Source organism: Pseudomonas sp. A-R-19, from assembly GCF_019956575.1.
Taxonomy (GTDB): Bacteria; Pseudomonadota; Gammaproteobacteria; order Pseudomonadales; family Pseudomonadaceae; genus Aquipseudomonas.
On sequence record NZ_JAHBDR010000053.1, the window covers coordinates 16,280 to 41,975 of the forward strand.

Below are 25,696 nucleotides of genomic sequence, written 5' to 3' on the forward strand. Positions count from 1 at the left end.
GCTGCCGACGATTCGGTGACTTGATGCATATCAACGGTTGGCGACTGGTGGTCTGCGGGCAGGCCGGTATAATCGGCGCCCTTCGTTTTGAACCTATTTTTCCGTGAGCCCCATGATCCTTCCCGAAATTCACGAGTTCCTTGGCTGCCGCACCCCCGACGGCTGGATCCAGGCCGCGCTGGCCGATCAGGAAACCCTGCTGATCGACCACAAGAACTGCGAATTCAAGGCCGCCAGCACCGCGTTGAGCCTGATCGCCAAGTATCATTCCCACGTCGATCTGATCAACATGATGTCGCGCCTGGCCCGGGAAGAACTGGTGCACCACGAACAGGTCATGCGCCTGATGAAACGCCGCAAGATCGAATTGCGCCAGCTGTCGGCGGGGCGTTATGCCTCGGGGCTGCGCAAGGTGGTGCGCAGTCACGAGCCGGTAAAGCTGGTGGATACATTGGTGGTGGGGGCGTTCATCGAGGCCCGCAGTTGCGAGCGATTCGAAGCGCTGGTGCCGCATCTGGACGAGGAGCTGGGCAAGTTCTATTTCGGTTTGCTCAAGAGCGAGGCCCGGCATTTCCAGGGGTACCTGAAGCTGGCTTACCAGTACGGCGACGCCAAGGACATTGCCCAGGTGATCGACAAGGTCCGCGCCGCCGAGCAGGAGCTCATCGAATCCCCGGATGTGGAGTTCCGTTTCCACAGCGGTGTACCGGCTGCGGCGTAACCCCTGCAGGCGCTGCCCGGTTGCGCGGCGGTGGCGCTTGCACCGAAAGGTCGCCAGTGATTTTTTGTGGTCCTGAACTACAGTCAACGGGTCACCGGTCATGCTGTAGACGATATTTTCAGGAATCATCCCAATGCAAGCATTCACGATCAAGCATATCGATCACATTGTCCTGCGCGTCGAGGATCTCGAACGAAGCATCACTTTTTACGGCGAGGTTTTCGGTGCCGAACTGGTCAAGCGCCGCGACGATCTGGGCATGGTGCACTTGCGTGCGGGCACCTCGATGATCGACCTCGTCGACATTCATGGCGAGCTCGGCCGCAAGGGCGGTGCTGCCGCAGCCCGCGAGCGGCGCAACGTCGATCATTTCTGCCTGCGCATCGAACCGTTCGACGAGGAAGCGCTGATCAGTCACTTACAGTCCTTCGGCCTGGCACCCGAGAAAGCCGCCGTGCGCTTCGGCGCCGACGGCCGTGGGCTGTCTATCTATTGCTTCGATCCGGACGGCAACCAGGTCGAACTGAAAGGGCCGTCCCAAGCGTAAGGATCATGCCTGTTTCCGGGGTTGCGTGAAGAAAAAAACCGGCCAGTTGGGGCAATGCTGTTCACTTAAGCGAATGTGGTCCTCTGTAGGAGCGAGCTTGCTCGCGATGGTCGTTAACGATAACGCGTATTTACTGGCTAAACGCGGCGCTCTTGAGTCCATCGCGAGCAAGCTCGCTCCTACAATTTCCTTAACTGAACAGCATTAGGTCAGTTGGCCGGTTTTTCGTGTCAGGCGTTCCGCTTCAGAAATCCCACGTTGTGGTCAGCATCACGTTGCGTGGTTCGCCGTAGTAGGTGGTGTCGAAGTTGCCCAGTCCCGTCAGGTAGCGTTTGTCGAAGACGTTGTTGGCATTGACGGTGAAGCTCAGGTTCTCGTTGAACTGGTAGCGGCTCATCAGGTCGACGAGGGTGTAGCCGCCTTGCTTGATGCGGGTGTAGTCGCCCACGGTCGGGCTGTAGATCTTGCCGTAGAACGCACTCTGCCAGCTGATGCCGCCACCGATGGTCACCTGATCCAGTGCGCCGGGCAGGCGGTAGGTGGTGAACGTGCGCACGACGTGTTCCGGTTTGCTGGTCGACAGCGGGAAGCCAAAGATGCGCTGTTCATCGGCGTCACGGGTGCGGGCGTAGGTGTAGCCGGCCGACACGTTCCAGCCATCGGTCACTTCACCGGCCAGTTCCAGTTCCACGCCTTTGGTGGTTGCGCCGTCGATGGCTTTGTAGATGCCTTCGTTGGTCACCGGGTTGGTGCCGATCGATTCGGCGACACCGTCTTGTTCGATGCGGAAGAAGGCCAGGCTGGCGTTCAGTCGGCCGTCGAAGTAAGCGGCTTTCAGGCCGGCTTCGTAGCTGTCGCCTTCGACCGGAGCCAGGGTCGAACCGTTGATGTCCTTGTAGGTTTGCGGCTGGTAGATGCTGGTGTAGCTGGCGTAGGCCGAATAGGTGTCGTCCAGGTCATAAACCACGCCGGCATAAGGCGTGACCACGCCATGTTCCTTGTAGCTGGCATGGGTGTCATCCAGGCCGGCACCCGGATAGTACGAATAGTCTTCATTGTACTTGTAGGTGCTCAAGCGGCTGCCGAGGATGATCGACAGGTCGTCGGTCGCGTGCAGGCGCGTGGCCAGGTACAGGCCGTTCTGGCTCTGGGTGCGTTCGTATTTGCCGTTTTTCGGGAAGTTCTGTTCTGGCAGATCGCCGTTCCAGTCGTAGATGCTCCCCGGGACCGTGGCAAAAGCGCTGGTGTCGAAGGTCGCGCCGGTCTGGCGCGAGTGGGAAGCCATGAAGCCCGCCGTCAGCTCATGTTCGCGGCCACCCAGGGTAAAGGGGCCGGAGACGTTGACGTCAGCGGTGTTTTGCACGCGATGACCTTCCCAGCGCCCCCAGTACAGGAACATGCCTTCGCCGGTGGCGCGGTCCGGGTTGCCGCCGCTGGCCGAGGCCAGTCGAGTGTCGTGATCGGTGGTTTTCTGGTCGAAGGTGGCCTTGAACTTCCAGTCGTTGGCCAGGGCCTGCTCCAGGGAGGCGAAGTAGGTGATGTCGTCGAAGTCGCGACGACTCCAGTCGGCGCCCGGGTTGAAGTGACGCGGGAAGTCGGTACGCCCGCCATCGGAGAAGTACACCGGGTTGCCGGTCCAGGACGAACCGCGCGGGGTGGCGCTTGACTTGTCGACGCCAAAGGTCAGCAGGGTGTCGGGTGTCAGGTCGGCTTCGAGAATGCCGTAGAACAGGTCTTTCTTCTGGCTGTAATGGTCCTGGTAGGAGTTCTTGTCGGAATAGGCGCCGACGAAGCGGCCACGCACGCTGCCGGAATCGTTCAGCGAGCCGGAAATGTCGCCGACGCTGCGATAGGCGTCCCACGAACCGACGGTCCCACTGATCGACGCCTTGAATTCCTTGGTCGGCTTCTTGCGGATCAGGTTGACGGTGGCGGACGGGTCGCCCGCACCGGTCATCAAGCCGGTCGCGCCCTTGACGATCTCGATGCGGTCCAGGCTGGACGCGTCGTCGCCGTTGGCAGGGTTTTCACCGTAGACACCGTCATACGGAATGTTGATGCCGTCGTACTGGAAGTTGGTGATGGCAAAGCCACGGGCGGAAAATTCGGTACGGTCACTGTCGTACTTCTGCGTCGAAATGCCGGGGGTGTTGCGCAGAGCATCGCCGACGCTCTGCACACCACGGTCGTCCATCTGCTGGCGGGTGATGACCGTCACCGATTGCGGCGTTTCGCGGATCGACAGGGGCAGGCCGGTGGCCGAAGACGTGGAACCGGTGGTGTACGAGTGGGTGCCTTCGGTGGTGGCGTCCAGCGCCTGGCCGGAAATGGTCGTGGCGCCCAGTTGCAGTACGCCGTCGTCCCTGGCCGGCTTCTTTTCGGCATCGGTTTCAGCAGCGTGGGCAACGAGGCTCAGCAGGGCGGCGGGCAGGGCCAGCGCCAGAGGGCACAAGGCAAAACGGAAACGGGCGACAAGCTGGTGCGACATGGGGATCCCTTTGCATCGAATCGATCGGTAGTTGAAGTGCTTCTGAGGGGTTAACCGAACGAAAAACGCAAAGGGGAACTGCCGTGTGAAAAAAATTGATAATTATTCTCAGCGAGCCAGGCCGAGACGTTCATGCCACTGGGCGATGGATTCTTCGGGGTACCGTTCGAACTGCTGATCCCCGGGCTGCGCCTGGACCTCCACCCACGGCGCTTTCGAGCCGAGCATCAGGTGCGTGTGCTCCGGCGGCACCGGCAGCGGCGTGTCGATGGCCGAGGCGAAGGGGTGAACCAACTCAGGCCATTCGGGGCTGAACAGCCACAGGCCCGAGCCACATACCGAGCAGAAATGCCGCTCGGCGGTGCTGCTGTGGGCGCGCTTGTCGCCTTCCTCCTTGAGCCGCGCATGGTAGATCGCGATGTGCTTGCGCCCGCGAACCTTGAGGCTGGCGGCATCGCCCCCGAGGTTGATCGCATAGCCGCCGCCACCTTGGGTCTTGCGACAGATCGAGCAGTAGCAACGCTGGTAAGGGTAGGGGTGGGCGCTGGTCAGGCTGAACGACACCGCGCCGCAATGACAGGAACCTTCGAGTTGCATGAGAGCCTCCGGCTGTCTTGGACGTACCCAGGACAGCCTAGACCGTCGCGGCTATTGGACAGGCACCAGAATCGCGTCGCCGGTCGCCACCAGTTTCAACTGATCGCCGCTTTGCGCGAACAACTCGGCGCGGGCGAATACCTGCTTCCTGCCGGCCTTCACCACGCGACCCCGGGCGATGAACACTTCACCCACCGCAGGCGCAAGGCAATTGACCGAGAAGTGCGAGGCCAGCACGTTGCCGGCGACCGTCCCGGCGGCAAAACCGCAGGCGGTATCGAGCATCGCGCCAATCAGGCCGGCATGCAGGAAGCCGGCGTATTGCGCCATGTCGGCTTCGCGAAAAGCCAGGGTGAGTTCGGCTTCGCCGCTTTCGGCGCGGGTCACTTCGAAGCCGGCCCAGCGGTTGAAGGCCGAGGTCGAGTTGATCTGTTTGAGTGTGTCGAGCATGGCGTATCCCTCCGGTTGAGGCATCAACATGCGCCGGGTTTTGGGGCGTGTCATCGTTGATCAGCCCGCGTGATAGGCCGTTGGAGGGGTGGTGAATGCGCCGGCCTCTTCGCAAGCCCGCTCCCACAGGGGATTGCGTTCCAAATGTGGGAGCGGGCTTGCTCGCGAAGAACGATTACGCGGTCCCACTGGACGCCCACCAACGGCCAAGTCAGCATGGCCCTCTAAAAAACCGGGATCAAAACCCAATGCGACGATTACCTTCCCTGGCAGCCCTGCGCACCTTCGAATGCGCCGCCCGCCATGCCCATTTCGGCCGGGCGGCGGCCGAGCTGTGTGTCACTGACAGTGCGGTCAGCCACCAGATTCGCCAACTCGAAGAGCAGCTCGGTGTGTCGCTGTTCGTGCGCGAAGGCCGGCAGATTCGCCCGACCCTGGCGGCCGGGCGCCTGATGCAGAGCTTGCAGCAGGCGTTCGAGCTGATTGGCGATGCCTGCGATGAACTGCGCGACCCTTCATCCCTCGCCGTATTGCGCCTGGCGGTCACCGCCGAGCTGGCGCAAAAGTGGCTGATGAGCCGGCTCACGGATTTCTATGCGCGCTATCCGCACATCACCTTGCACCTGTACGAACAACCGATCGAGGCCACGGCGCCGGGGGAAGACATCGACCTGGCGATCACCTACGGCACTGGCCCGGTGGACAGCACGGCGTATTTCGTCCGGCCTCTGCCGGCGTTGCAGTTCTTCCCGGTGTGCAGCCCCGGCCTGTTCAACCAGGGCACGCTGAAAACCCCGAAGGACCTGGTTCGCCATTGCCTGCTGCACGACGACCAGGACGGCAAGACCTGGACCGCGTGGCTCACCAGCCATGCCGGCGACCAACGCCCCGACCGGCAGCTGTATTTCGCCCACGCCGGGCTGGCACTGGAGGCCGCCGCCCAGGGGCAGGGCGTGGCCATGGGTGACAACCTGACAGCCCAGGAAGACTTGCTCAGTGGTCGCCTGGTCCGTCCGTTTACCTCGAGCATGACCGCGCTCGGCCAATACGCGCTGGTGTGCGAGCGGGTGCGGCTGGAGCGGCCGGCGGTGGCGCAGATGCTGGAATGGTTCAACGATCAATTGCTCGATTGATGAGTTGAACTCAAGTATTCCGCAATAATCATCGTTGGCGGGCCAGTCGCCAACGCCCTTAGCCTGTGGTCATTCCAATCCCCGTTGAAGAGGTTTGACCATGGCCCGTTTGCTCGACACCACCCCCAAACAGGACGGTTTCCGTCTGCCCGGCGAATTCGAAGCCAAGTCCGGTTGCTGGCTCGGCTGGCCAGAGCGCACCGACGTCTGGCGCAATGGTGCCAAGCCTGCGCAGAAAGTCTGGGTGCAGATCGTCACCGCCATTTCCATGAGCGAGCCGGTCACCGTCTGCGCCTCGGCGGCCCAGTTCGCCACCGCACGCCAGCAGTTGCCGCCGCAAGTGCGCGTGGTGGAAATGACCTGCAACGACACCTGGTTCCGCGACAGCGGCCCGTGTTTTGTGGTCAACGACCAGAGCGGCGAAGTGCGCGGCGTCGACTTCGAATTCAACGCCTATGGCGGCCTCGACGGTGGCCTGTACTACCCGTGGGACAAGGACGACCAGATCGCCAGCAAGATCCTCGAAATCGAACGCTTCGACCGTTATCGCGCGCCGCTGATCGCCGAACTGGGCGGCATCCAGAGCGACGGCCAGGGCAGCATCCTGACCACCGAACAATGTCTGCTCAACCGCAACCGCAACCAGCATCTGGGCAAGGACGAAGTGACCCGTCGCCTCACCGATTACCTCGGCGCCGAGCAGGTGATCTGGCTGCCACGGGGCTGCAAGTTCGACGAAACCGATGGCCATGTCGACGACCTCGCGTGCTTCGTGCGTCCCGGCGAAGTGGTGTTGCAATGGACCGACAACCGCGACGACCCGCAGTGGGAAATCTATCAGGAGGCCTACGACATCCTGCGCAGCACCCGCGACAGTCGTGGCCGCGAGTTGATCGTGCACAAGCTGCCGCAACCGGATGTGCTGGAGTGGACCGCCGAAGAGGCCGAAGGCCTGGATCAGCAGGACAGCACCCATACCCGCCAGGCCGGGACGAAGATCTGTGCGTCGTACATCAACTACTACGCCGGCAACAGTTCGATCGTGGTGCCGCTGTTCGGTGATCGCAACGACAAGGTGGCGCTGGCGACCCTGGCCGAGCTGTTCCCGAAACACAGCATCGTCGGTATCGAAAACTCCCGGGAAATCCTCCTCGGCGGCGGCAACGTCGCGTGCATCACCATGCCGCAGTACGCGGGCAAAGGAGTGTGAAAATGGGCCTGCACAAACTGACTCAAGCAATACTGCTGGTGCTTGCACCCCTGTGTGTGCAGGCCGCCGATACCGCCAAGCCGGTGGTCAACCTGTACATCTGGGGCGAGTACCTGGCCCCGGACACCTTGAAGAATTTTGAAGCGAAAACCGGCATCCATGTGGTGGCCGATCATTTCGACTCACTGGAAACCGTCGAGACCAAGCTGCTCACCGGTCGCAGTGGCTACGACCTGGTGTTGACGGCGGGGCAGCACCTGTCGCGCGCCATCGAGAGTGGCGCGGTGCAGACGGTGGACAAACAGCAGCTACCGCACTTTGCTGGTGTCGGCGAGGAGTTCCGCCAGCACATGGCGGTGTTCGATCCGGGCAATCGTTATGCCGGGATCTACGCCTGGGGGACCACGGGCGTGGGCTTTCAGGAGGAGGCCGTCAAGCAGCGCCTGCCCGACGCACCGACCGACAGTTGGGCCATGCTGTTCGACCCGGCCGTGGTCGCGAAATTCGCCGATTGCGGGGTCAGCCTGCTCAACGATCCCAATGAAGTGTTTGCGGCGGTCATGAAATACATGGGGCTGGACATCAACCGGCAGAACCTCGACGACCTGAAACTGGCTGAGCAGCAACTGGCGAAAATTCGGCCGTACATTCGCTACTTCGACAACGACCTGAACATCAGCGACCTGGCCAACGGCAACACCTGCGTGGCGATGTCGTGGAACGGCAACGTGGGCATCGCGGCCGGCCAGGCCGAGGCGGCGGGCAAACCGTATTCGCTCAAGTACCGGATTCCGAAGGAGGGCACGTTGATCTGGTTCGACGCCATGGTCATTCCCAAGGATGCGCCGCACCCGCAGGCCGGCCTGGCATTGATGGACTACCTGATGACCCCGGAAGTGATCGCGCCGATCACCGACACCATCCATTACGCCAATGCGATCACGGCGGCGGACGCCTTGGTCGACTCGGCGATTCGCAACGATCCGGGGACGTATCCGCCGGCCGCGGTCAAGGCTTCGCTGTACAGCAAGAATGACAATGGCAAGGCGTTCAACCGGGCGTTGATTCGGGCGTTCAGTCGGTTGAAGTCGGGGTTGTGATCTGTTTCGGGTGATGTGTTGACTGGGCTGACGTCTTCGCGAGCAAGCCCGCTCCCACATTTAACCGAGTTCTGACATGGGAATGCGGTCGAATGTGGGAGCGGGCTTGCTCGCGAAGAACGATAACGCGGTCTATTTGTTTGGCACCCGCCACAAATACCAGGCCGCCACCGTCCGGTAAGGGCTCCACCCCAACCCGATCTCGATCATTTGCTTGCGCGTCGGCTGCACGTCCAGCCCCTTGAGCCGTCGATAACCCTCACGCACGCCAAAGTCATCGGCCGGCAGGATGTCCGGCCGCTCCAGGCTGTAGATCAGCAGCATCTCCACGGTCCAGCGCCCGACACCGCGCAACGTGATCAGACGCTCGATCAACGCCTCGTCTTCCATGGCCAGCGCCGTGGCGTAATCCGGCACCACGCCGTCCAGGGATGCCTGGGCGATGCCCTGGATGGTCGCGATCTTGCTCGCGGAAAACCCGCAACTGCGCATCTGCTCGAAATCGGTCGCGACGATCTGTTCAGGCCGGGGAAATGCACCTGAACCGAACAGCGCCAGCAGTCGGCCGACAATCGCATCGCCGGCCCTGGCGTGCAGTTGCTGATAGGCAATCGCCCGCACCAGCGACTCATAGGGATCACGTGCCGGATGCGGTTGGTGCAGGCACGGGCAGATGGCGTCGATGTGGCGGCGCCAGTCTTCATCGATGGCGGCCAGGAACCGGCTGGCGGCCAGATAGCCGTCGGACATGGGCTTAGGCTTTCCCGGACGGTTTCAACAGGGCGTTCACTTCGCCATAGGTCAACGCCTTCAGGTCCTGGCTGTCGAACTTGCCGGTTTGCAGAAAGCTTTTGGCGATGCCGGCCATGGCGCCGTAGAGGAATTCGGCGATGCCTGAACCGGCGCTCAGGCGGCGAACGCCGAGTGCCTCGAGCTCTGTGGGCGACGGCAGGCCCGGGAAGCCGAGCACATTGAGCGGCAGCGAGGTGCCGTGGCACAGCGCCTTGATCTCGTACTCGGCGGTAACGCCGGCCGCGAACAGGCCGTTGGCCCCGGCCGCCTGATACAGTGCGGCGCGCCTGAGGGTTTCGGCGACGCGGTCTTCGGCAGGCACCAGGCCGCGCAGGTAGACATCGGTGCGTGCATTGATGAACAGGTTCACCTGACGGCGATCGGCCACCTGGCGCGCGGTTTCAATCTTGCGTACCAGCAACTCCGGCGGCGAGGAGCCGTCTTCGATGTTGATCCCGACAGCACCGGCGGCGATCACCGCGTCAACCACCTGGGCCACCTGATCCAGGTCATCGGAATAACCCGCCTCGATGTCGATGGTCAGCGGCACCGAAATGACCCGGGCAATCGACTCGACCGTCGAGACCAGTCGCTCAAGGGGCAGGGCGTTGCCATCCGGGTAGCCATGCACCCAGGCCACGGCCGCGCTGCTGGTAGCCACGGCCTTGTTGCCCAGTTGCTCCACCAGCCGCGCCCCGGCGGCGTCGGCGACATTGGTGAGGATCAGCAAGCCATCGTGATGCAGTTGGTGCAGTTGATCGTCGAGCCTGTCCATCGAGCTTCCTTCCTTTTGCAAAAGACATGAGGGGTCAGAACGCAAGTTGCTCCGTGTACTGCACCGCCGCGTTCTCCAGCCTGAGCAGAAACGCCTTGCGCGGCTGGCCTCCAGCGTAGCCGGTCAACGAGCCGTCGGCGCCGATCACCCGGTGGCAGGGCACGACAATCGATAAGCGGTTATGCCCGTTGGCCAGGCCTACTGCTCGGCTGGCGCCGGGCTTGCCCAGGATCGCCGCGATGGCGCCGTAGGTGGTGGTCCGGCCGTAGGGGATCTTCGCCAGTTCGGCCCAGACCCGGCGCGAGAACTCGCTGCCGGGCATGTGCAAGGCCACGCTGAACTCGGTGAGCGTGCCGGCGAAATAGGCGGACAATTGCGCTTCGATCTGCTGCAAATGCAGGTTGTGCCCCGGTGCCACGGCATAACCGAAACGGCTTTGCAGTGCTTCAACTTCCGGGCTCAGCGATGCCTGGTCGAGAAACTCGAGCAGCACCAGCCCACGGCGTTCGGCCATGGCGATCATCGGCCCTAGCGGCGTGGTCAGGCGGGTGAACAGCAGTGGCTCGCTGTTGGCGGCGCGGCCCGGGGTGATGTGAAACGACTTCTGAAAGGCATCGCGGAAACCGCTCAGGGACTCGTAGCCGGAATCGAACGCAACGCCGTCGATGGAGTCGCCCTGTTTGATCCCGCCCAATGCCATGCCCAAGCGTCGGGCGCGCAGCCACGCATGGAAGGTCATGCCGAAGTGCTGCTTGAACCAACGCCGCAGTTTCAGCGGTTCGATGCCTGCGGCCAGTAAGTGGGCGTCGGTCCAGCGCTGCTCCGGGTCGGCATCTACCGACTTGAACAATGACTGCACCCAGTCCGGCGCGCTGGCGGCATTGTCCAGCGGTTTGCAGCGCAGGCAGGCGCGGTAGCCCGCCGCCAGGCACTCTTGGGCGTTGGCAAAGAACTCGACGTTCGCAGGCTTCGGGCTGCGGGCGGTGCAACCGGGGCGGCAGAAGATGCCTGTGGTCTTGACCGCCGTAAAGAACACGCCCTCGTAGGAGGTGTCTCGTTCGAGCATGGCGCGAACCATCTCGGTGCGGGGCGGGAGCAGCGTTTTTTGTAGGTTCATGGGCGCAGCATAGATCGCGTCATGGGTGGTCTCCACCGGAAAATCGACAGTGAATTCCCGAGCGAAAAAGAGGGCTTATTCTGTGGGAGCGGGCTTGCTCGCGAAGGCGTCGTGTCATTCAACATTGAGGTGCCTGACACTCCGCTTTCGCGAGTAAGCCCGCTCCCACATGCGTTAAAAGCCAATCCTTCAGGCGCGTCTGGCCATCAGAAGTACCGAAGCCGCCGCCGACAGCAACCCGGCGCAGCAGCGGTTGAATATCCGCTTGCCCGACGGCCTGGCGAACCAGCGACGCATGTGCAGGCCCATGTAAGCGTAAGCGCCGATGGCAATCCATTCCAGCACCAGGAAAAGCGCGCCAAGCACCACGAACTGCGGCGCAATGGCGTGGGTCGAGTCGACGAATTGCGGCAGGAACGCGGTGAAGATCAGGATCGCCTTGGGGTTGCCGGCCGCCACCAGGAACTCCTGTCGGGCCAGTGCCAGCGTGCCAACGGGCGCGGTGCTGACCACGTTTTCGACGCCAGGATCGGCGCGCCACAATTGCCAGGCGAGGTAGAACAGGTACGCCGCGCCGAGGATCTTGATGGCGTAGAACAGCAGCTCGGAGGTCTGCAACACCACCGCCAGCCCCGCCGAGGCCAGGGCAATCATCCCGGCGAACGCCAGCAACCGGCCGATGCCGGCCACGCACGCGGTGCGGTAGCCATAGCGGGTCGAATTGCTGACCGACAGCAGGTTGTTGGGGCCGGGTGCCATGTTGAGGGCAAAGCAGGCCGGCAGAAACAGGGAGAGGGTGGCGAGGTCCATGGTGGGCTCCTGAAGCAAGAGCGCTATTTTTATCACAGCTCGCGGGTGGCCAGACCCATACAGTCATGGGCCTAAACCACCGTACCAGGGATTACTTGGCGAATTTTTTCGCCCCGGCGACGCAGAGGATCACGGCGACGGTGACCCCCAGCATGCCGATGCTGACGTGTTCATGCAGCAGGGTGGCAGCCAGGGTCAGCCCGAAGAACGGCTGCAGCAGCTGCAATTGCCCAACGGCGGCGATGCCTCCTTGGGCCAGCCCGCGGTACCAGAACACGAAGCCAATCAGCATGCTGAACAGCGAGACGTAAGCCAGGCTGAACCAGGCCGGCATGCTGATGCCGCTGAACGAAACCGGCATGCGCATCCAGCTGAGCACCGCTACCACCGGTAGCGACAATACCAGTGCCCAGCTAATCACTTGCCAGCCACCGAGGGTGCGCGACAGCTTCGCGCCTTCGGCATAACCCAGGCCGCAGGCGAGGATGGCCAGCAGCATCAGGATGTCGCCCTGCGGGGAGGCGGTCAGCCCTTGGGACAGGGCAAACCCGACCACCAGCAGGCTGCCCAGCACCGAGAAAATCCAGAACGCCGCCCGTGGCCGCTCGCCGCCGCGCAGCACGCCGAACACCGCCGTCGCCAGGGGCAACAGGCCGACGAAGACGATGGAGTGCGCGGACGTCACGTATTGCAGTGCCAGTGCCGTCAGCAGAGGGAAACCGATGACTACGCCGAGGGCGACGATGGACAGCGGTATCAGGTGCTGGCGCGCCGGGCGTTTTTCCTTGAACAGCCACAGCAGGCACAGCGCCAGGACGGCAGCGATGGTCGCGCGCGCAACCGTCAGGAACACCGGATCAAACTCCAGCACCGCCACCCGTGTCGCTGGCAGTGAGCCGCTGAAAATCACTACGCCGATCAGGCCGTTGATCCAGCCGCTGGTGCTGTTTTCCAGCGTCCGGTGTTGCAGGTTCGAAGTCCGCTCCATTTGGCTCACGCTCATTGTCTGATTGCACGAAACTCATCGTATGAGCGACTATCGATACAATCAAAAAAATTGTCATGGATACATCTCGACATGCCACGATCGCGCTATAAAACGCTGGTGGATGCCTTTGCCGCCGACATCCGTTCCGGGTGTCTGCCGCCCGGCACGCGCCTGCCGACTCACCGGCAACTGGCCACTGAACATGGTCTGGCACTGGTCACCGCCAGCCGGGTGTATGCCGAGCTGGAAGGCATGGGCCTGGTCAGCGGCGAAACCGGGCGCGGGACCTTTGTCCGGGAAACCTCGCTGCCGCCGGGGCAGGGCATCTCGCAGCACGTGGTGGCGGCGGGGATGCTTGACCTGAATTTCAACTACCCGTCATTGCCCGGCCAGGCCGATCTGTTGCGCAATGCCTTGCGTCAGTTGGCGTTGTCCGGTGACCTGGAATCGCTCCTGCGTTACCAGCCCCACGCTGGGCGCCAGCATGAGCGGGCTGCGGTCGCGCGCCATCTGGTTCAGCGCGGGCTCAACGTGCCGGCCGAACAGGTGTTGATCGTCAGCGGTGCCCAGCATGGCCTGGCGGTAGCGATGATGACGCTGCTCAAGCCCGGCGATGTGATCGCCGCCGATGCGCTGACCTATCCCGGTTTCAAGACGCTGGCCGAGACCCTGCATCTGGAAGTCCTGCCCATTCCGGTCACGGACACCGGGCCTGATCTGCCGGCCCTGGAAAAACTCTGCCGCAGCCGATCCGTGCGGGCCGTGTACTCGATGCCGACCTTGCACAATCCCTTGGGCTGGGTGATGGACACCGATCAGCGCGAGCAGCTGGTGGCGATAGCGCGCCGCCACGACCTGACGATCATCGAGGACGCCGCCTACGCGTTCCTCGCCGAAAACGTACCGCCGCCATTGGCCGAGATGGCGCCGGAGAGAACGGTGTACGTCTCGGGCCTGTCGAAAAACGTCGCCACCGGGCTGCGCGTTGGCTTCATCGCCGCGCCCGCGTTATGGATCGCCGCCTTCGAGCGCACCATCATGGCGACCACCTGGAACACCCCCGGCGTGATGACCGCCATCGCCACTGCCTGGCTCGACGATGGCACCGTCAGCCAGCTGGAATCGCAAAAACGGGCGGACGCCCAGGCCAGGCAGGCCCTGGCGCGCGAGGTGCTGGCAGGGCTCAGGACCATAAGTCACCCTAATTCCTACTTCATCTGGTTGCCGTTGGCGGAAGACGCCCGGGCCGACCAGATCGCCATGGCGTTGATGCGCGAGCAGGTCTCGGTGTCGCCGGCCGAGCCCTTTGCGATTTCGGCCCATGTGCCTCACGCGATACGCCTGGCGTTGGGCTCGGTGGACATGGACTCGCTGCGCCTGGCCTTGACCAAAGTGAAAAGCGTCGTGGATTACTACTCATAGCGAGACAGGGGCGTTTTGTTCAATACGCGAACCGGTTGGCTCATTACCTTGAGGGCCTTGTTCAACTCGATGGAAGATGGTGTGCAATGAGTCTGATGATATCCATGGCGGCGTTTGCGCTGGTCGCGTCCATCACGCCGGGGCCGGTGAATATCGTGGCGTTGAGTTCTGGCGCGCGCTTTGGCTTCCGGGCCAGCCAGCGTCACGTGGCCGGGGCCACGCTGGGGTTTGTCTTGCTGCTGGTGCTGATGGGATTGGGCCTGCATGAGCTGCTGCAGCGCTGGCCGGCACTGACACAGGTGGTGCAATGGGCGGGTGTCGCCTTCCTGTTGTACATGGCGTTCAAGCTGGCGGCTGACAATGGGCAGGTGCAAGCCAATGATTCCGCGCAAGCCCCGTCGATGCTGTATGGCGCGATCATGCAGTGGCTCAACCCGAAAGCCTGGCTGGCCTGCGTGGCCGGCATGGGCGCGTTTGTCGCCGATGGTGAGGCGCGCCTGGTCTGGCAATTCGCGGCGATTTATCTGGTGATCTGCTATGTGTCGGTGGGGTGCTGGGCGTATGCCGGGACGTTTTTGCGTGGTTTTTTGGGCAACCCGGCCGGGATGCGATTGTTCAATCGGCTGATGGCGTTGCTGCTGGTAGTGAGTGCGGTGTATCTGTTGTTGCCGTAACGGCGGTCACCACAGATTTTGTGGTGAGAGAGCTTGTTGTGGCGAGGGGGCTTGCCCCCGTTCGGCGGCGCAGCCGTCGTAAAACCTGAATGCAAAGTATGCCTGAAAGAACGCCGGGGGCCGCTTCGCAGCCCAACGGGGGCAAGCCCCCTCGCCACAGACTCAACCAAACCACAGATTCAGCCTATGCCTCAGCCCCGATACTGCCCCGGCGTCGCCGCCAAATGCTGTTTGAATGCCCGTTGAAAATGCGCCTGATCGGCGAACCCCGCTTCCAGTGCCACGTCCGCAATCAGCTTGCCGCTGCGCAATTGATCCTGGGCGAACTGGATTCGCCGGTTCACCAGAAATGCGTGGGGCGTCATGCCGTAATGCTGTTTGAAGGCGCGGATCAGGTAGGACGGTGACAATTGCGCCGCCTCGCAGATGTCTTCGAGCTTGAGGGTTTGCGTGCAGTGGTCGCGGATGTAATCGGCGGCACGCTCGAGCTTGAAATTCGGTTCGCGCAGCGGTGGCTCGATCGGGTTCAAGCGCTGCTGCAGATCAGTGAAAAACTCCACGGCCACGCTGTGTTTGCGCAGCACATCCTGCTGCGGATCGACCAACAGCTCACACAAGCCCGCCAGGCCGGCAAACAGGCTGGCGTCCCGCGTATGGGTCGCCGAGAACCGGCGAAACGCCGCGTCATCGCTGAACCCGAGTTGATGCTGTAAATCGGTCAACCATGGCGTATCGACGTACAGCATCAGGTACGACCAGGGTTGGTCTTCGATCGGGTTGCAGGCGTGGACGTCGCCGGGGTTCATCAGCACGACGGTGCCGACGCTGACCTCGAACGCCGACTGCTCATGCAGATAGGTGCTGCGCCCGGCGGTGATCGCACCGATGGAAAAGTGCTCGTGGGCGTGCCGGGTGTAGCAGACTTCGCGCCCGTCGGCGATGGCGCGGGCTTCGATGAAGGGCAGGGCGTCATCGCGCCAGAAGCGCGGGGCCTGGTCGGCGTTCTTGGCAACAGCGTGCTTCATGCTCACTCCTTGGCAGTTCAGCACCGGAGTGTATTAGCTCTCGCCGTCAAAGGCTCGTTGCAGTGCGGCGATATCGAGTTTTTTCATCTGCATCATCGCCTGCATGGCCCGTTGCGATTTTTTCGTGTCGGGGTCCTTGATCATGTCCATCATGGCGACGGGGACGATCTGCCACGACAGCCCGAACTTGTCCCTGAGCCAGCCGCATTGCTGGGCCTCGGGCGCGCCACCGGCCGACAGGTTGCCCCAGTAATGGTCGACTTCTTCCTGGCTCAGGCAATTGACCTGGAACGACACCGCCTCACTGAATTTGAACATCGGCCCGCCATTGAGCCCGGTGAAACTCTGCCCGTCGAGCTCGAAGCTGACGGTCATGACCGAGCCTTCCGGCCGACCATGGAACTCGAAACCGGCGTGGCCGTAATGGGTGATGGCGGTGATTTTCGAATGATCGAAGATCGAGCAGTAGAATTTCGCCGCCTCTTCGGCCTGATCGTCGAACCACAGGCAGGGTGTGAGTTTTTGTACGCGTTGCATGGCGGGCACTCCTCGGCAGGTTATGCATGCAGGATTACAGCGTAGCCAGCCTGTGTTCGTTCGGCAGTACCGTAGATCGCCCAAAAGCCGTTGCAACCCGCGATCAGAAGTCCCACCGGGTGGTCAGTTGCACGGTGCGCGGTTCGCCGTAAAACCCGGTGCCAAAGTTGCCAAGCCCGGTGTAGTAGGTTTTGTCGAACAGGTTCTTCACGTTCAACGTCGTGCTCAGGTGCTCGTTGAAGCGATAGCGCGCCATCGCGTCCACCAGGGCGTAGCCCGGCTGGGTGATCGTCGAGGGCTGGCCGAAGTTCACGCTGTCGGCGGGGTCGGGGCGCAATACGTTGCCGAAGAATTCACTTTGCCAGCTCACGCCTGCGCCGACGGTAAGCCTGTCCCACGCCCCAGACAGGCGGTAAGTGCTGAACACCCGCACCACCTGTTCCGGTGCAGTGGTTTGCAGCACCGAACTGTAGACGTAATCACCCTCGGCATCGCGGGTATGGTTGTAGGTGTAGCCGGCCGACAGGTTCCAGCCGTCGCGCAATTCGCCGGCCAGTTCGATCTCGAAGCCTTTGGTGCTGGCGCCCTGGACGGCCCGGTACACCGACTCGGTATCGACGCCACTGACATACTCGGCGATGTTGTCCTGTTCGATGCGGTACAGGGCGAACCGGGCGTTCAGGCGCCCGCCGAAGTATTCGGCCTTGATGCCCGCTTCATGACTGTTGCCCTGTACCGGGTCGAGCAACTGCCGGTTGGCGTCCTTGCTCATTTGCGGCTGATAGATGCTGGTGTAGCTGGCGTACACCGAGTAAGTGTCGTCGAGGTCGTAGACAAGTCCGGCATACGGCGTGACCACACCGCTCTGGCGATAGCTGTCGCGCAGGTCGGTGGTCTGCGGGTCGCTGTAATCCAGGTCGTCGCGGCCGCTGAAATCGCTGACGCGCGCGCCGAGGATCAGCGTCAGGTCATCGATGGGTTTGAGCCGGGCGGCCAGGTAGGCGCCGGTCTGGCGCTGGACGATGTCGTCGGTGCCGACCCGGGGGATCTCGGGTTTGGCAAACTCGCCGCGCCAGTCGAAGATGCTGCCGTCCACCGGCGGGTACACCGAGCCGTACACCGGGATGTCCTGGCGCGTGTTCATCGACATGAAACCTGCGATCAATTCGTGTTCGCGACCGGCCAGCGTGAACGGACCGCTGAGGTTGACGTCGATGTTGTCCTGAACCTGATCGCCCTTGAACTTGCCCATGTACATGAACATGCCGTTACCGCTGACCGGGTCCGGATTGCCGCCACTGGCGGAGGCGAGGAAGGTATCGTGCTGGCGGTGCTTGCGGTCGTAACTGAGCTTGAGCGCCCAGTCGTTGGCCAGTTGCTGTTGCACGGAGGCGAACAGCGTCTGGTTGGTGAAATCGCGACGGCTCCAGTCGGTGGCCGGGTTGAAGGAGCGCGAGAAGTCGGTGCGCGAGCCGTCGCTGTAGTACATCGGGAAACCGGTCCAGCTGGCGCCTCGAGAGCGGGTGTTCTGCTGGTCGATGCCAACGCTGACGAGGGTGTCCGGGGTCAAGTCGGCTTCGACTATGCCGTAGGCGATGTCCTTGCTGTTGCGGTAGTGATCCATGTAGGCGCTGCGGTCCTGATAGACAGCCACAAGCCGCCCGCGGACATTTGCGCTGGCGCTCAGCGGTCCGGAAATATCGCCCTCACTGCGATAGTTGTCCCAGGAGCCGACGGTGCCGCTGATCGAGGCCTTGAATGCCGGGGTCGGGCGTTTGCGAATCAGATTGACCGTCGCCGACGGATCACCCGCCCCGGTCATCAGGCCGGTCGCGCCTTTGATGATTTCAACGCGGTCATAGGCTGCCATGTCGGTGCTGGTGGTGCCGTAGTCGTAGACACCGTCGTAGTCGGTATTGACGCCGTCGTACTGGAAGTTGGTGATCGGCAAGCCGCGACTGGAAAACTCCCAGCGTTCGCTGTCGTAGTTTTGCACGCTGATACCGGGAGCGCGGCGCAGGGCGTCGACGAGGCTGGTGGCACCCTGGTCGTCCATGAGCTGGCGGGTGATGACCGTGACCGATTGCGGCGTTTCGCGCAGGGATAGCGGCAGGCCGGTGGCTGAAGACGTCGAGCCGATGGTGTAGGCGTGGGAGTCCTCGCTGATCGCCCCGGGTGCCTGTGCGGAAATGCTGGTCGCCCCCAGTTCCAGTGCGCCTTGTTCGACAGGAACGGCGTGCAACACGTAGCCGCCGTCCCCCTGGCGTTGCGCTTGCAGGCCGCTGCCTTGCAGCAGGCGTTGCAAGGCTTGCTCCTGGCTGTAGGCACCGTTGAGGCCAGGGCTGCGTTTGCCGGCAGCGAGGTCATTGTGTCCGGCGAGAAAAATCCCGGCCTGTTCGGCAAAACTGTTGAGGACGTTCACCAGCGAACCGGCAGCGATTGTGTAGTGGCGCGTCTGGCTGCTGGACCGTTCGTTGTCAGCGAGGGCGGCGGCTTGAGTCCGTGACACTTCCAGGCCTGGCAAGACAATCGCCAGCACCAGCACCAGCGGGTGCAAGGCAAAGCGGTTGCGAGTAACGGTGGCGCGCGGCATGGGGTTCCAGGGAGTCGGATCAATCGGCATTCGTAGTGCTTGAAGGGTTAACCGAGTGAAAAAGGCAAAAGGGAACCGACGCGCCAGAAAAAACCTTCATCAGGCTTTTGGGCCGACGTCGACCCACCACTCCAGCGGTTTGTGCACCCGCACCGGCAACGCCGCTTCCAGCAGCCGCAAGGCCTGATCGGTGTCCTTGAGCGGGAACGACCCCATGACCGGCAGCCCGGCGACGGCCGGATCACACCCCAGATGCCCGGGACGGTAACGGCTGAGTTCTTCGAGCAACTGGCCCAGTGGCAGGTTGTCCGCCAGCAACAGGCCACGGCGCCAGGCTTCGCGACTAGCCGAGGCGACGCTCGGTGGCGGTATGTGGTCTTGGCTAAACGACAGCTGCTGTGCAGCCTCGGCCACCTGAACCTGACCCTGCGCGGTCCTGACTTCGACTGCGCCTTCGTAGACGTTCAGCAATGTCCGCCGGTCTTCCTGACGCACGCTGAAACGCGTGCCCAGCGCACGCATCCGCCCCTCGACGGTTTGCACCAGCAGCGGGCGGCTCGTGTCCTTGGCGGTGTCGATCAACACTTCTCCGGCCTGCAACAGCAATAACCGTTGTGCGGTGTCGAAACGCACATTCAACGCACTGAGGGCGTTGAGCCAGACCTGGCTGCCATCGCTGAGCCGGGTTTCCCGGGTTTCGCCGGTGCCGGTGGAGAGGTCGGCGGTCCATCGGACCAGGCTCAGGGGCAGGGCGTTTTCCTTCCAGGCGCTCCAGCCGAGCCATCCGCCCGACACCAGGACCAACAGGCTCTTGACCGTCTGGCGGCGGTTCAGGGAGGCGCGGCCGCTGTTGCGCAAGACGTGGCTGGCCGCTTGTTGCTGATTGTCCTGTAGCACAGCAAAGCGCTGGCTCACGCGCTCGACATAGTGCCAGGCGGCCTGATGCTCGCCGCTTTGCGCCAGCCAGGCCTGCCAATGCTCGCGCTCCTGCTGGCTGGGCTGTTGATCGTTGAGTTGCACGTACCAGTTGGCGGCCTGTTCAAGGCTGGCGTGGCTGATGGCGTTGGGGGTGGCGCGGGTCATTGGATCAGCAGGCCGTCGAGTTCGGCTTCGAGCATTGCGCAGTGCATCAACGCCTGGGCCAGGTACTTTTTCACCATGCGCTCGCTGACGCCGATTTCTTCGCCAATTACCCGGTAGGGCAGCCCATGCACCTGGGCCAGAATGAACGCATCGCGTACCCGTTCGGGCAAGCGCTGGAGCATGGCATCCACTTCGTACAGGGTTTCGACGATGATCGCCCGCTGCTCTGGCGAGGGCTGAACGGCCTGGGGTTGCGCGGCCAGGGTCTCGAGCCACGCCTGTTCCAGCTGGCGACGACGCCAGTGGTCAATGCACAGGCCCCGGGCAATGGTGGCCAGGTAAGAGCGTTCGTGGGTTTCCCCGTCAAATACCTGCGGACGCTTGAGCACCCGGATGAAGGTGTCATGGGCCAGGTCGGCGGCATCGAACGCATTGTTCAAGCGTCGGCGCAGCAACTCGTGCAGCCAGTGGTGGTGGCTGGCGTAGAGGTTCTGGACGCAGGAGGAGTCGGCAACCGTCATCGTGAGCGCATGTCCATGGGCGGTTCGCGCCCTCGTGCAAATAAGAATGGATCGCGATTAAAGCAAAAGGCCTATGTCCGTGCAAATGATATTGGTTTGCTTTTAGGTTGTTCGGGGCGGTTTTATTTGATGAAGTTGTCGTAATGACTAATATGCGTGTCATAACGACCATTTTGCCTGTGTGTCAAATTGACTCCGATGTCCTGAAGTCATTGATTTACAAAGGGGCATAAACTGGCACGGAACATGAAACAGGAAACGTACAACTGAACGCCTTCAGGAGTACGCCAAATGTTCAACTTCTTCAACAACCCCCAGAACGTTCTTCACTTGTCGAACCATGTGCTCAGCGCTGGCCTGGCGATGCTGCTGGCCGGCATCTACGGTGCCTATCTTTACGACGGTCATCTGTCGATTGTCGTGCTGGTGGCCATGCACGCCATGACCATTCTCGGCCCGACCCTGTTGAAAATCGGCTATGTCATGCGCCTGCTTTCCCAGTATCGGCTGAGCCGAGGCCCGATCCGGGTGGTGGCTTAATGCGCCGGCTGGCGGCTGCGCCGGTCTTCAGCCTGGGCTTTCGCCCGTTCTTTCTCGCCGGTGCCGGTTTCGCCGCCATCGCCCTGGCGGTCTGGGCCTTGTGGCTGTACGGCCGTTTGCCCGGTGCGCAACCGCTGGGCGGTATGCTCGCCTGGCATCGACATGAAATGCCCTTCGGATTCGCCTCGGCCATCATTGCCGGGTTCCTCCTGACAGCCGTGCCCAACTGGATCGGTCGGCCGGGGCTCAAGGGCTGGCCGCTGATCGGCCTGGTGCTGGTGTGGCTGCTGGCGCGACTGGCCTGGTACCTGCCGCTGCCGGCACCCTTGTTGTTGGCCTTGCAGGTTCCGTTTCTGCCGCTGCTGGCGTGGGTGCTGGGGCGCGATCTGGTGGCCGCAGGCAAGCGCGAGAATTATCCGATCCTGTTGATGGTGTCGCTGCTCGCCGGGTGTCAGGCGCTAACCTTGCTGGGGTTTGTCGCTGATGACGCCAATCTGCAACGCCATGGTGTGCTGGCCGCCTTGTGGCTGGTGGGCGCGCTGATGAGCGTGATCGGCGGGCGGGTGATCCCGTTCTTTATCCAGCGCGGCCTGAACCGTCCGGCAACGCCTGCGGCCCCTTCATTGCCGGGCAAGGTGTTGCTGATCAGCGCCATGCTGGCGGCGGTGTCCTTTGCCGGCGGCTTGAACGACGTCCCGCGTGCGTGGCTGGCGCTGTTGTTTGCGCTGATCAGTGGAATGCACCTGCTGCGCCTGTGGCGCTGGCATGATCGCGGCCTGTGGCGCGTGCCACTGCTGTGGTCGCTGTACCTGGCTTATGCATGGCTCGCGGTGGCGACGCTGGCCATGGCGCTGTGGCACCTGGGCTGGATGCCGCAACAAAGCCTGGCCACCCATGCGCTGGCCGTCGGCGGTATCGGCGGGTTGATTCTTGCGATGATTGCGCGGGTCAGCCTGGGGCATACCGGGCGTTTGTTGCAGCCGTCCAGGGCGATCGTTGCGGGGTTTGCCCTGTTGTTGCTGGCGGGTGCGTGCCGGGTAGGGCTGGTGCCTTTTTCCGCTCTCGGATTGGCGCTGTCGGCGCTGCTGTGGTGTAGCGCTTTTGCGCTTTTTGTCTGGCGCTATAGCGCGATTTTATTGGGGCCAAGGCTCTAGCGAAAGGTTCCATGGCCGCCCACCGAGGCGGCCTTTGCATGACCGGTGGTCGATGCGCCAAGGCCTGCCGGGAAATTTGCGCTTAGCTGAAGGGATAACCCGAGGCGCGCGCAGGTTTTACAAGGCTGCAGCGACGCCCCTTCAGATCACCGTGAGTCTGAGGAATAAGCGCCATGCTGACCCTGAACATCAATGGCCAGGATCAGGAGCTGGATGTCCCCGCCGACATGCCGCTGCTCTGGGTCTTGCGCGACGTCGCCCACCTCACCGGCACCAAATTCGGTTGTGGCATTGCCCAATGCGGGGCCTGCACCGTGCACGTCGACGGCGCGCCACTGCGCTCGTGCATCACACCGGCCACGGCCGTGGCCCATGGGCAAAAGATCCTCACCATCGAAGGGCTGTCCGCGGACGGTTCCCATCCGGTGCAACAGGCCTGGGCGGAACTTGACGTGGTCCAGTGCGGTTACTGCCAGTCCGGGCAGATCATGTCGGCAGCGGCGTTGCTGGCGAAAATACCGAAACCGACTGACAGCGACATCGATCAGGCACTGTCCGGCAACATCTGCCGTTGCGGCACTTACCCGCGGATCCGCGCGGCGGTCAAGCGCGCCGCCGAGCTGGGTTGAGGTGGCCATGAACAGGATCAACGCGTTATCGCGACGTGGTTTTCTCAAGGGCAGTGCCGTGCTGGGCGCTGGGCTGGTGGTGGCGTTTGCCATACCTGGTACTCACCGGTTCGCCATGGGTGCAGAGAACCAGGGCAATGTGTTTGCCCCCAACGCTTTCCTGCGCATTGGCAATGACAACAGCGTCACCGTGCTGCTGGGGCATTCGGAAATGGGCCAGGGCATCTGGACCGGCCTGACCATGCTGATCGCCGAAGAACTGGACGCTGACTGGACGAAAATCCGCGTCGAGCACTCCCCGGCTTCGGCTGCCGATTACGGCCTGCCTGGCTTTGGCGGGATGCAAATCACCGGCGGCTCGACCTCGACCTGGATGGAGTTCGATCGCTATCGCCAGGCCGGCGCGGCGGCGCGCTTGATGCTGATCGACGCGGCGGCCAAGCGTTTCAACGTCGCGCCGTCCGAGATCCGCACTGAGTCGGGCGTGGTCATCGCCGGTGAGCACCGCGCCACCTACGGCGAGTTGGCCGATGACGCCGGGCAGCTGCCCCGGCCGGACCCGGCCTCGATCAAACTCAAGGACGCAAAGGACTGGAAGCTGATCGGCAAACCCACCAAACGCCTGGACACCCCGGAGAAAATCACCGGCCGGGCGAAATTCGGCATGGACGTGCAGTTTGACGGGCTGATGACGGCGATGGTCGCTCGTTCACCGACATTCGGCGGCAGCGTCAAATCCTTTGAAGGGGCCGAGGCGCTGGCGATTCCGGGTGTGCACAAAGTGCTGCAAGTGCCGACAGGCATCGCGGTGATCGCCGATCACTATTGGGCCGCGAAGCTGGGGCGCGATGCGTTGAAAATCGATTGGAATCCGGGACCGAACGCCGGACTCGATAGCCGGGCGCTGCTGGAAAGTTTCCGCAAACTCGCCAAAACCCCCGGCCTGAACGCGGGCCAGGCGGGGGATACCCAGGCTGCGCTGGCGAAAGCGGCCAAGACCATCGACGTCGAATACAGCGTGCCTTACCTGGCCCATGCGCCGATGGAGCCGCTGAACTGCACGGTGCGCATCACCCAGGACAAATGCGAAATCTGGACCGGCACCCAGTTCCAGACCCTGGACCAGATGGTCGCCGGGAAAATCACCGGGCTCAAGCCCGAACAAGTCGAGATCCATACCGAATTTCTCGGCGGTGGCTTCGGGCGGCGGGCCAATCCGACCTCGGACTTCGTCAGCGAAGCGGTGTATGTCGCCAAGGCCGCCGGTGCGCCGGTGAAGACCGTGTGGGCGCGGGAGGATGACATCCGCGGTGGTTATTACCGCTCGGCGTTCCTGCACCATGCGCGCATCGGGCTGGGTGCCGACGGCCTGCCGCTGGCGTGGAAACATGTGCTGGTCGGGCAGTCGATCATGGCCGGGACCTCGCTTGAAGCAAGCATGGTCAAGGACGGGATCGACAAGACCTCGGTCGAAGGCGTGGCCGACAGCCCCTACATGGGTGGGCTGGCCAATCACCAGATCGAACTGCACTCACCGCAAACCGGCATCAGCGTGTTGTGGCTGCGTTCGGTGGGGCACAGCCACACCGCGTTTGTCATGGAATCGCTGATCGATGAAATGGCCACGGCGACCGGCAAGGATCCGGTGGAATACCGGCGCGCCTTGCTCAAGGACCATCCGCGTCACCTCGGTGTGCTGAACCTCGCGGTGGAGAAAGCCGACTGGAAGGCGCCGTTGCCCGATGGCCATGCCCTGGGTGTGGCGGTGCATGAGTCGTTCGGCAGCTATGTGGCGCAAGTGGCCGAGGTGTCCCAGGACAACCTCTCCATCCGCGTGCACCGGGTGGTGTGTGCGGTGGACTGCGGCATTGCGGTCAACCCGCAGAGCATCGCCGCGCAGATGGAGTCGTGTATCACCTTTGGCCTGGGCTTTGCCTTGCACAGCAAGCTGACACTCAAGAACGGGCAAGTGGTGCAGTCTAACTACCACGACTACCAGGTGCTGCGGCTCAACGAGATGCCAGTGGTCGAAGTGCATATCGTGCCCAGCAGCGACAAACCCGGCGGCATCGGCGAAGCCGGTGTGCCGCCCACGGCGCCGGCGGTGGCCAACGCGGTGTTTGCCCTGACCGGGCAGCGCCTGCGGGAGCTGCCCTTGCAGCTGTCGGGGGTGTGAGATGAAACGACATCATTGGTTGCTCGGGACGGTGATTCTGGTGTGTCTCGTCGCCTACGCCTCGCACGTATTCGCCGATGACCGCGAGGCCTTGCAGGCGTTCGACACCGTGCAGAAAGTCTTCCAGAGCCCGCGTTGCCAGAACTGCCACATTCCCGGGGATTCGCCGCTGCAATTCGATGCCGGCGTACCCCACGCCATGAATGTCGTGCGTGGCATGGACGGCAAGGGCTCGGCCGGGTTGCCCTGTGCAACCTGCCACGCGCAAAGCAATCCGCCGGCCAGTTATGGTCCGCATGCGCCACCCGGCGCACCGCACTGGGGCCTGCCGCCGGCAGCGCAGCGGATGGCCTGGATCGGCCTGCCAGCCGACCGGCTGTGCGCGCTGATCAAGGATCGCTCCAGCAATGGCGATCGGGATTTTGCCGCGCTGATCAAACACGTCAGCGACGACAAGCTGGTGCTGTGGGGCTGGAATCCGGGCGGTAATCGCGCACCGGTGCCGGTGCCCCACGATATCTTCGTCACCCAGTTCAAACGCTGGGCCGATGCAGGAGGGCCGTGCCCGGTGACGGGTAGCTGACCAACGGCTCGCTTGCAGGGAGTCAATGCGG

25 protein-coding genes are annotated in these 25,696 nt (G+C 62.8%); 12 read left to right on the forward strand and 13 right to left on the reverse strand.

Going from position 1 to position 25,696, the window contains the following annotated elements; all coding sequences use genetic code 11:
- The first annotated feature begins 112 nt into the window (after positions 1 to 112).
- Together KGA88_RS14240 and KGA88_RS14245 are read left to right on the forward strand one after the other, a co-directional pair.
- Positions 113 to 721 (forward strand): tRNA-(ms[2]io[6]A)-hydroxylase, encoded by a 609-nt coding sequence (locus KGA88_RS14240; protein ID WP_007986374.1) that lies wholly within the window; start codon positions 113 to 115, stop codon positions 719 to 721.
- Between the two features lie 133 nt (positions 722 to 854).
- Positions 855 to 1,268, forward strand: coding sequence for a VOC family protein (locus tag KGA88_RS14245; protein ID WP_223591900.1), 414 nt, complete (start codon positions 855 to 857; stop codon positions 1,266 to 1,268).
- A 244-nt stretch (positions 1,269 to 1,512) separates the two neighbouring features.
- Here KGA88_RS14245 and KGA88_RS14250 read toward each other — a convergent pair whose 3' ends face one another.
- The 3 genes from KGA88_RS14250 to KGA88_RS14260 all read right to left on the reverse strand — a co-directional run bounded on the left by KGA88_RS14250 (position 1,513) and on the right by KGA88_RS14260 (position 4,803).
- Entirely contained in the window at positions 1,513 to 3,756 is a 2,244-nt protein-coding gene (locus tag KGA88_RS14250; RefSeq protein ID WP_223591902.1) for a TonB-dependent siderophore receptor, read from the reverse strand.
- A gap of 108 nt (positions 3,757 to 3,864) precedes the next feature.
- Positions 3,865 to 4,353 (reverse strand): GFA family protein, encoded by a 489-nt coding sequence (locus tag KGA88_RS14255; RefSeq protein ID WP_223591904.1) that lies wholly within the window; start codon positions 4,351 to 4,353, stop codon positions 3,865 to 3,867.
- A gap of 51 nt (positions 4,354 to 4,404) precedes the next feature.
- Positions 4,405 to 4,803: a PaaI family thioesterase gene (locus KGA88_RS14260; RefSeq protein ID WP_223591906.1), complete on the reverse strand. Its 399-nt coding sequence runs from the start codon at positions 4,801 to 4,803 to the stop codon at positions 4,405 to 4,407.
- Between the two features lie 248 nt (positions 4,804 to 5,051).
- Between KGA88_RS14260 and KGA88_RS14265 the strand changes: the two genes are divergently transcribed.
- From KGA88_RS14265 to KGA88_RS14275, 3 genes are all read left to right on the forward strand, one after another.
- Entirely contained in the window at positions 5,052 to 5,936 is an 885-nt protein-coding gene (locus KGA88_RS14265) for a LysR substrate-binding domain-containing protein (protein ID WP_110660480.1), read from the forward strand.
- A 100-nt stretch (positions 5,937 to 6,036) separates the two neighbouring features.
- Entirely contained in the window at positions 6,037 to 7,146 is a 1,110-nt protein-coding gene (gene aguA / locus KGA88_RS14270) for an agmatine deiminase (protein WP_223591908.1), read from the forward strand.
- A 2-nt stretch (positions 7,147 to 7,148) separates the two neighbouring features.
- Positions 7,149 to 8,246: an extracellular solute-binding protein gene (locus KGA88_RS14275; RefSeq protein WP_110660478.1), complete on the forward strand. Its 1,098-nt coding sequence runs from the start codon at positions 7,149 to 7,151 to the stop codon at positions 8,244 to 8,246.
- Positions 8,247 to 8,378: 132 nt separating this feature from the next.
- Here KGA88_RS14275 and KGA88_RS14280 read toward each other — a convergent pair whose 3' ends face one another.
- From KGA88_RS14280 to KGA88_RS14300, 5 genes are all read right to left on the reverse strand, one after another.
- Positions 8,379 to 8,996 (reverse strand): DNA-3-methyladenine glycosylase family protein, encoded by a 618-nt coding sequence (locus KGA88_RS14280; protein WP_223591910.1) that lies wholly within the window; start codon positions 8,994 to 8,996, stop codon positions 8,379 to 8,381.
- Between the two features lie 4 nt (positions 8,997 to 9,000).
- Complete coding sequence (locus KGA88_RS14285; RefSeq protein WP_223591912.1) at positions 9,001 to 9,813, reverse strand: isocitrate lyase/phosphoenolpyruvate mutase family protein; 813 nt, start codon at positions 9,811 to 9,813, stop codon at positions 9,001 to 9,003.
- Positions 9,814 to 9,847: 34 nt separating this feature from the next.
- Entirely contained in the window at positions 9,848 to 10,930 is a 1,083-nt protein-coding gene (locus tag KGA88_RS14290) for a bifunctional transcriptional activator/DNA repair enzyme AdaA (RefSeq protein ID WP_223591914.1), read from the reverse strand.
- Positions 10,931 to 11,119: 189 nt separating this feature from the next.
- Positions 11,120 to 11,740 (reverse strand): LysE family translocator, encoded by a 621-nt coding sequence (locus tag KGA88_RS14295; protein ID WP_110662316.1) that lies wholly within the window; start codon positions 11,738 to 11,740, stop codon positions 11,120 to 11,122.
- Positions 11,741 to 11,831: 91 nt separating this feature from the next.
- A complete protein-coding gene (locus tag KGA88_RS14300) occupies positions 11,832 to 12,728 on the reverse strand; it encodes a DMT family transporter (RefSeq protein ID WP_223591916.1) in 897 nt (298 codons plus the stop codon).
- A gap of 90 nt (positions 12,729 to 12,818) precedes the next feature.
- On the opposite strand from KGA88_RS14300, the gene KGA88_RS14305 reads away from it, so the two are divergent.
- Together KGA88_RS14305 and KGA88_RS14310 are read left to right on the forward strand one after the other, a co-directional pair.
- Entirely contained in the window at positions 12,819 to 14,150 is a 1,332-nt protein-coding gene (locus KGA88_RS14305) for a PLP-dependent aminotransferase family protein (RefSeq protein WP_223591918.1), read from the forward strand.
- A gap of 86 nt (positions 14,151 to 14,236) precedes the next feature.
- Positions 14,237 to 14,824, forward strand: coding sequence for a LysE family translocator (locus tag KGA88_RS14310; protein WP_223591920.1), 588 nt, complete (start codon positions 14,237 to 14,239; stop codon positions 14,822 to 14,824).
- A gap of 191 nt (positions 14,825 to 15,015) precedes the next feature.
- Here KGA88_RS14310 and KGA88_RS14315 read toward each other — a convergent pair whose 3' ends face one another.
- The 5 genes from KGA88_RS14315 to KGA88_RS14335 all read right to left on the reverse strand — a co-directional run bounded on the left by KGA88_RS14315 (position 15,016) and on the right by KGA88_RS14335 (position 20,583).
- Complete coding sequence (locus KGA88_RS14315; protein ID WP_223591930.1) at positions 15,016 to 15,849, reverse strand: AraC family transcriptional regulator; 834 nt, start codon at positions 15,847 to 15,849, stop codon at positions 15,016 to 15,018.
- A 33-nt stretch (positions 15,850 to 15,882) separates the two neighbouring features.
- Complete coding sequence (locus KGA88_RS14320) at positions 15,883 to 16,386, reverse strand: VOC family protein (RefSeq protein WP_110662788.1); 504 nt, start codon at positions 16,384 to 16,386, stop codon at positions 15,883 to 15,885.
- A 103-nt stretch (positions 16,387 to 16,489) separates the two neighbouring features.
- On the reverse strand, positions 16,490 to 18,979 hold the full coding sequence (locus KGA88_RS14325; protein WP_223591932.1) for a TonB-dependent siderophore receptor: 2,490 nt from the start codon (positions 18,977 to 18,979) through the stop codon (positions 16,490 to 16,492).
- Between the two features lie 99 nt (positions 18,980 to 19,078).
- Positions 19,079 to 20,062, reverse strand: coding sequence for a FecR domain-containing protein (locus KGA88_RS14330; protein WP_223591934.1), 984 nt, complete (start codon positions 20,060 to 20,062; stop codon positions 19,079 to 19,081).
- On the reverse strand, positions 20,059 to 20,583 hold the full coding sequence (locus KGA88_RS14335; RefSeq protein ID WP_223591937.1) for a sigma-70 family RNA polymerase sigma factor: 525 nt from the start codon (positions 20,581 to 20,583) through the stop codon (positions 20,059 to 20,061). Before KGA88_RS14335 ends, KGA88_RS14330 begins: the two co-directional genes overlap by 4 nt.
- Positions 20,584 to 20,874: 291 nt before the next feature.
- Between KGA88_RS14335 and KGA88_RS14340 the strand changes: the two genes are divergently transcribed.
- From KGA88_RS14340 to KGA88_RS14360, 5 genes are all read left to right on the forward strand, one after another.
- Entirely contained in the window at positions 20,875 to 21,123 is a 249-nt protein-coding gene (locus tag KGA88_RS14340; RefSeq protein WP_110660249.1) for a transmembrane sensor/regulator PpyR, read from the forward strand.
- Entirely contained in the window at positions 21,123 to 22,277 is a 1,155-nt protein-coding gene (locus KGA88_RS14345) for an NnrS family protein (RefSeq protein ID WP_223591946.1), read from the forward strand. The genes KGA88_RS14340 and KGA88_RS14345 overlap by 1 nt, the downstream gene beginning before the upstream one ends.
- Positions 22,278 to 22,450: 173 nt before the next feature.
- A complete protein-coding gene (locus tag KGA88_RS14350; RefSeq protein WP_057715045.1) occupies positions 22,451 to 22,906 on the forward strand; it encodes a (2Fe-2S)-binding protein in 456 nt (151 codons plus the stop codon).
- A 7-nt stretch (positions 22,907 to 22,913) separates the two neighbouring features.
- The gene (locus KGA88_RS14355) at positions 22,914 to 25,082 is read left to right on the forward strand and encodes a xanthine dehydrogenase family protein molybdopterin-binding subunit (protein WP_223591948.1); all 2,169 of its coding nucleotides are present in this window, start codon (positions 22,914 to 22,916) and stop codon (positions 25,080 to 25,082) included.
- Between the two features lies 1 nt (position 25,083).
- Positions 25,084 to 25,665: a hypothetical protein gene (locus KGA88_RS14360; protein ID WP_223591950.1), complete on the forward strand. Its 582-nt coding sequence runs from the start codon at positions 25,084 to 25,086 to the stop codon at positions 25,663 to 25,665.
- The last annotated feature ends 31 nt before the right edge of the window (positions 25,666 to 25,696 follow it).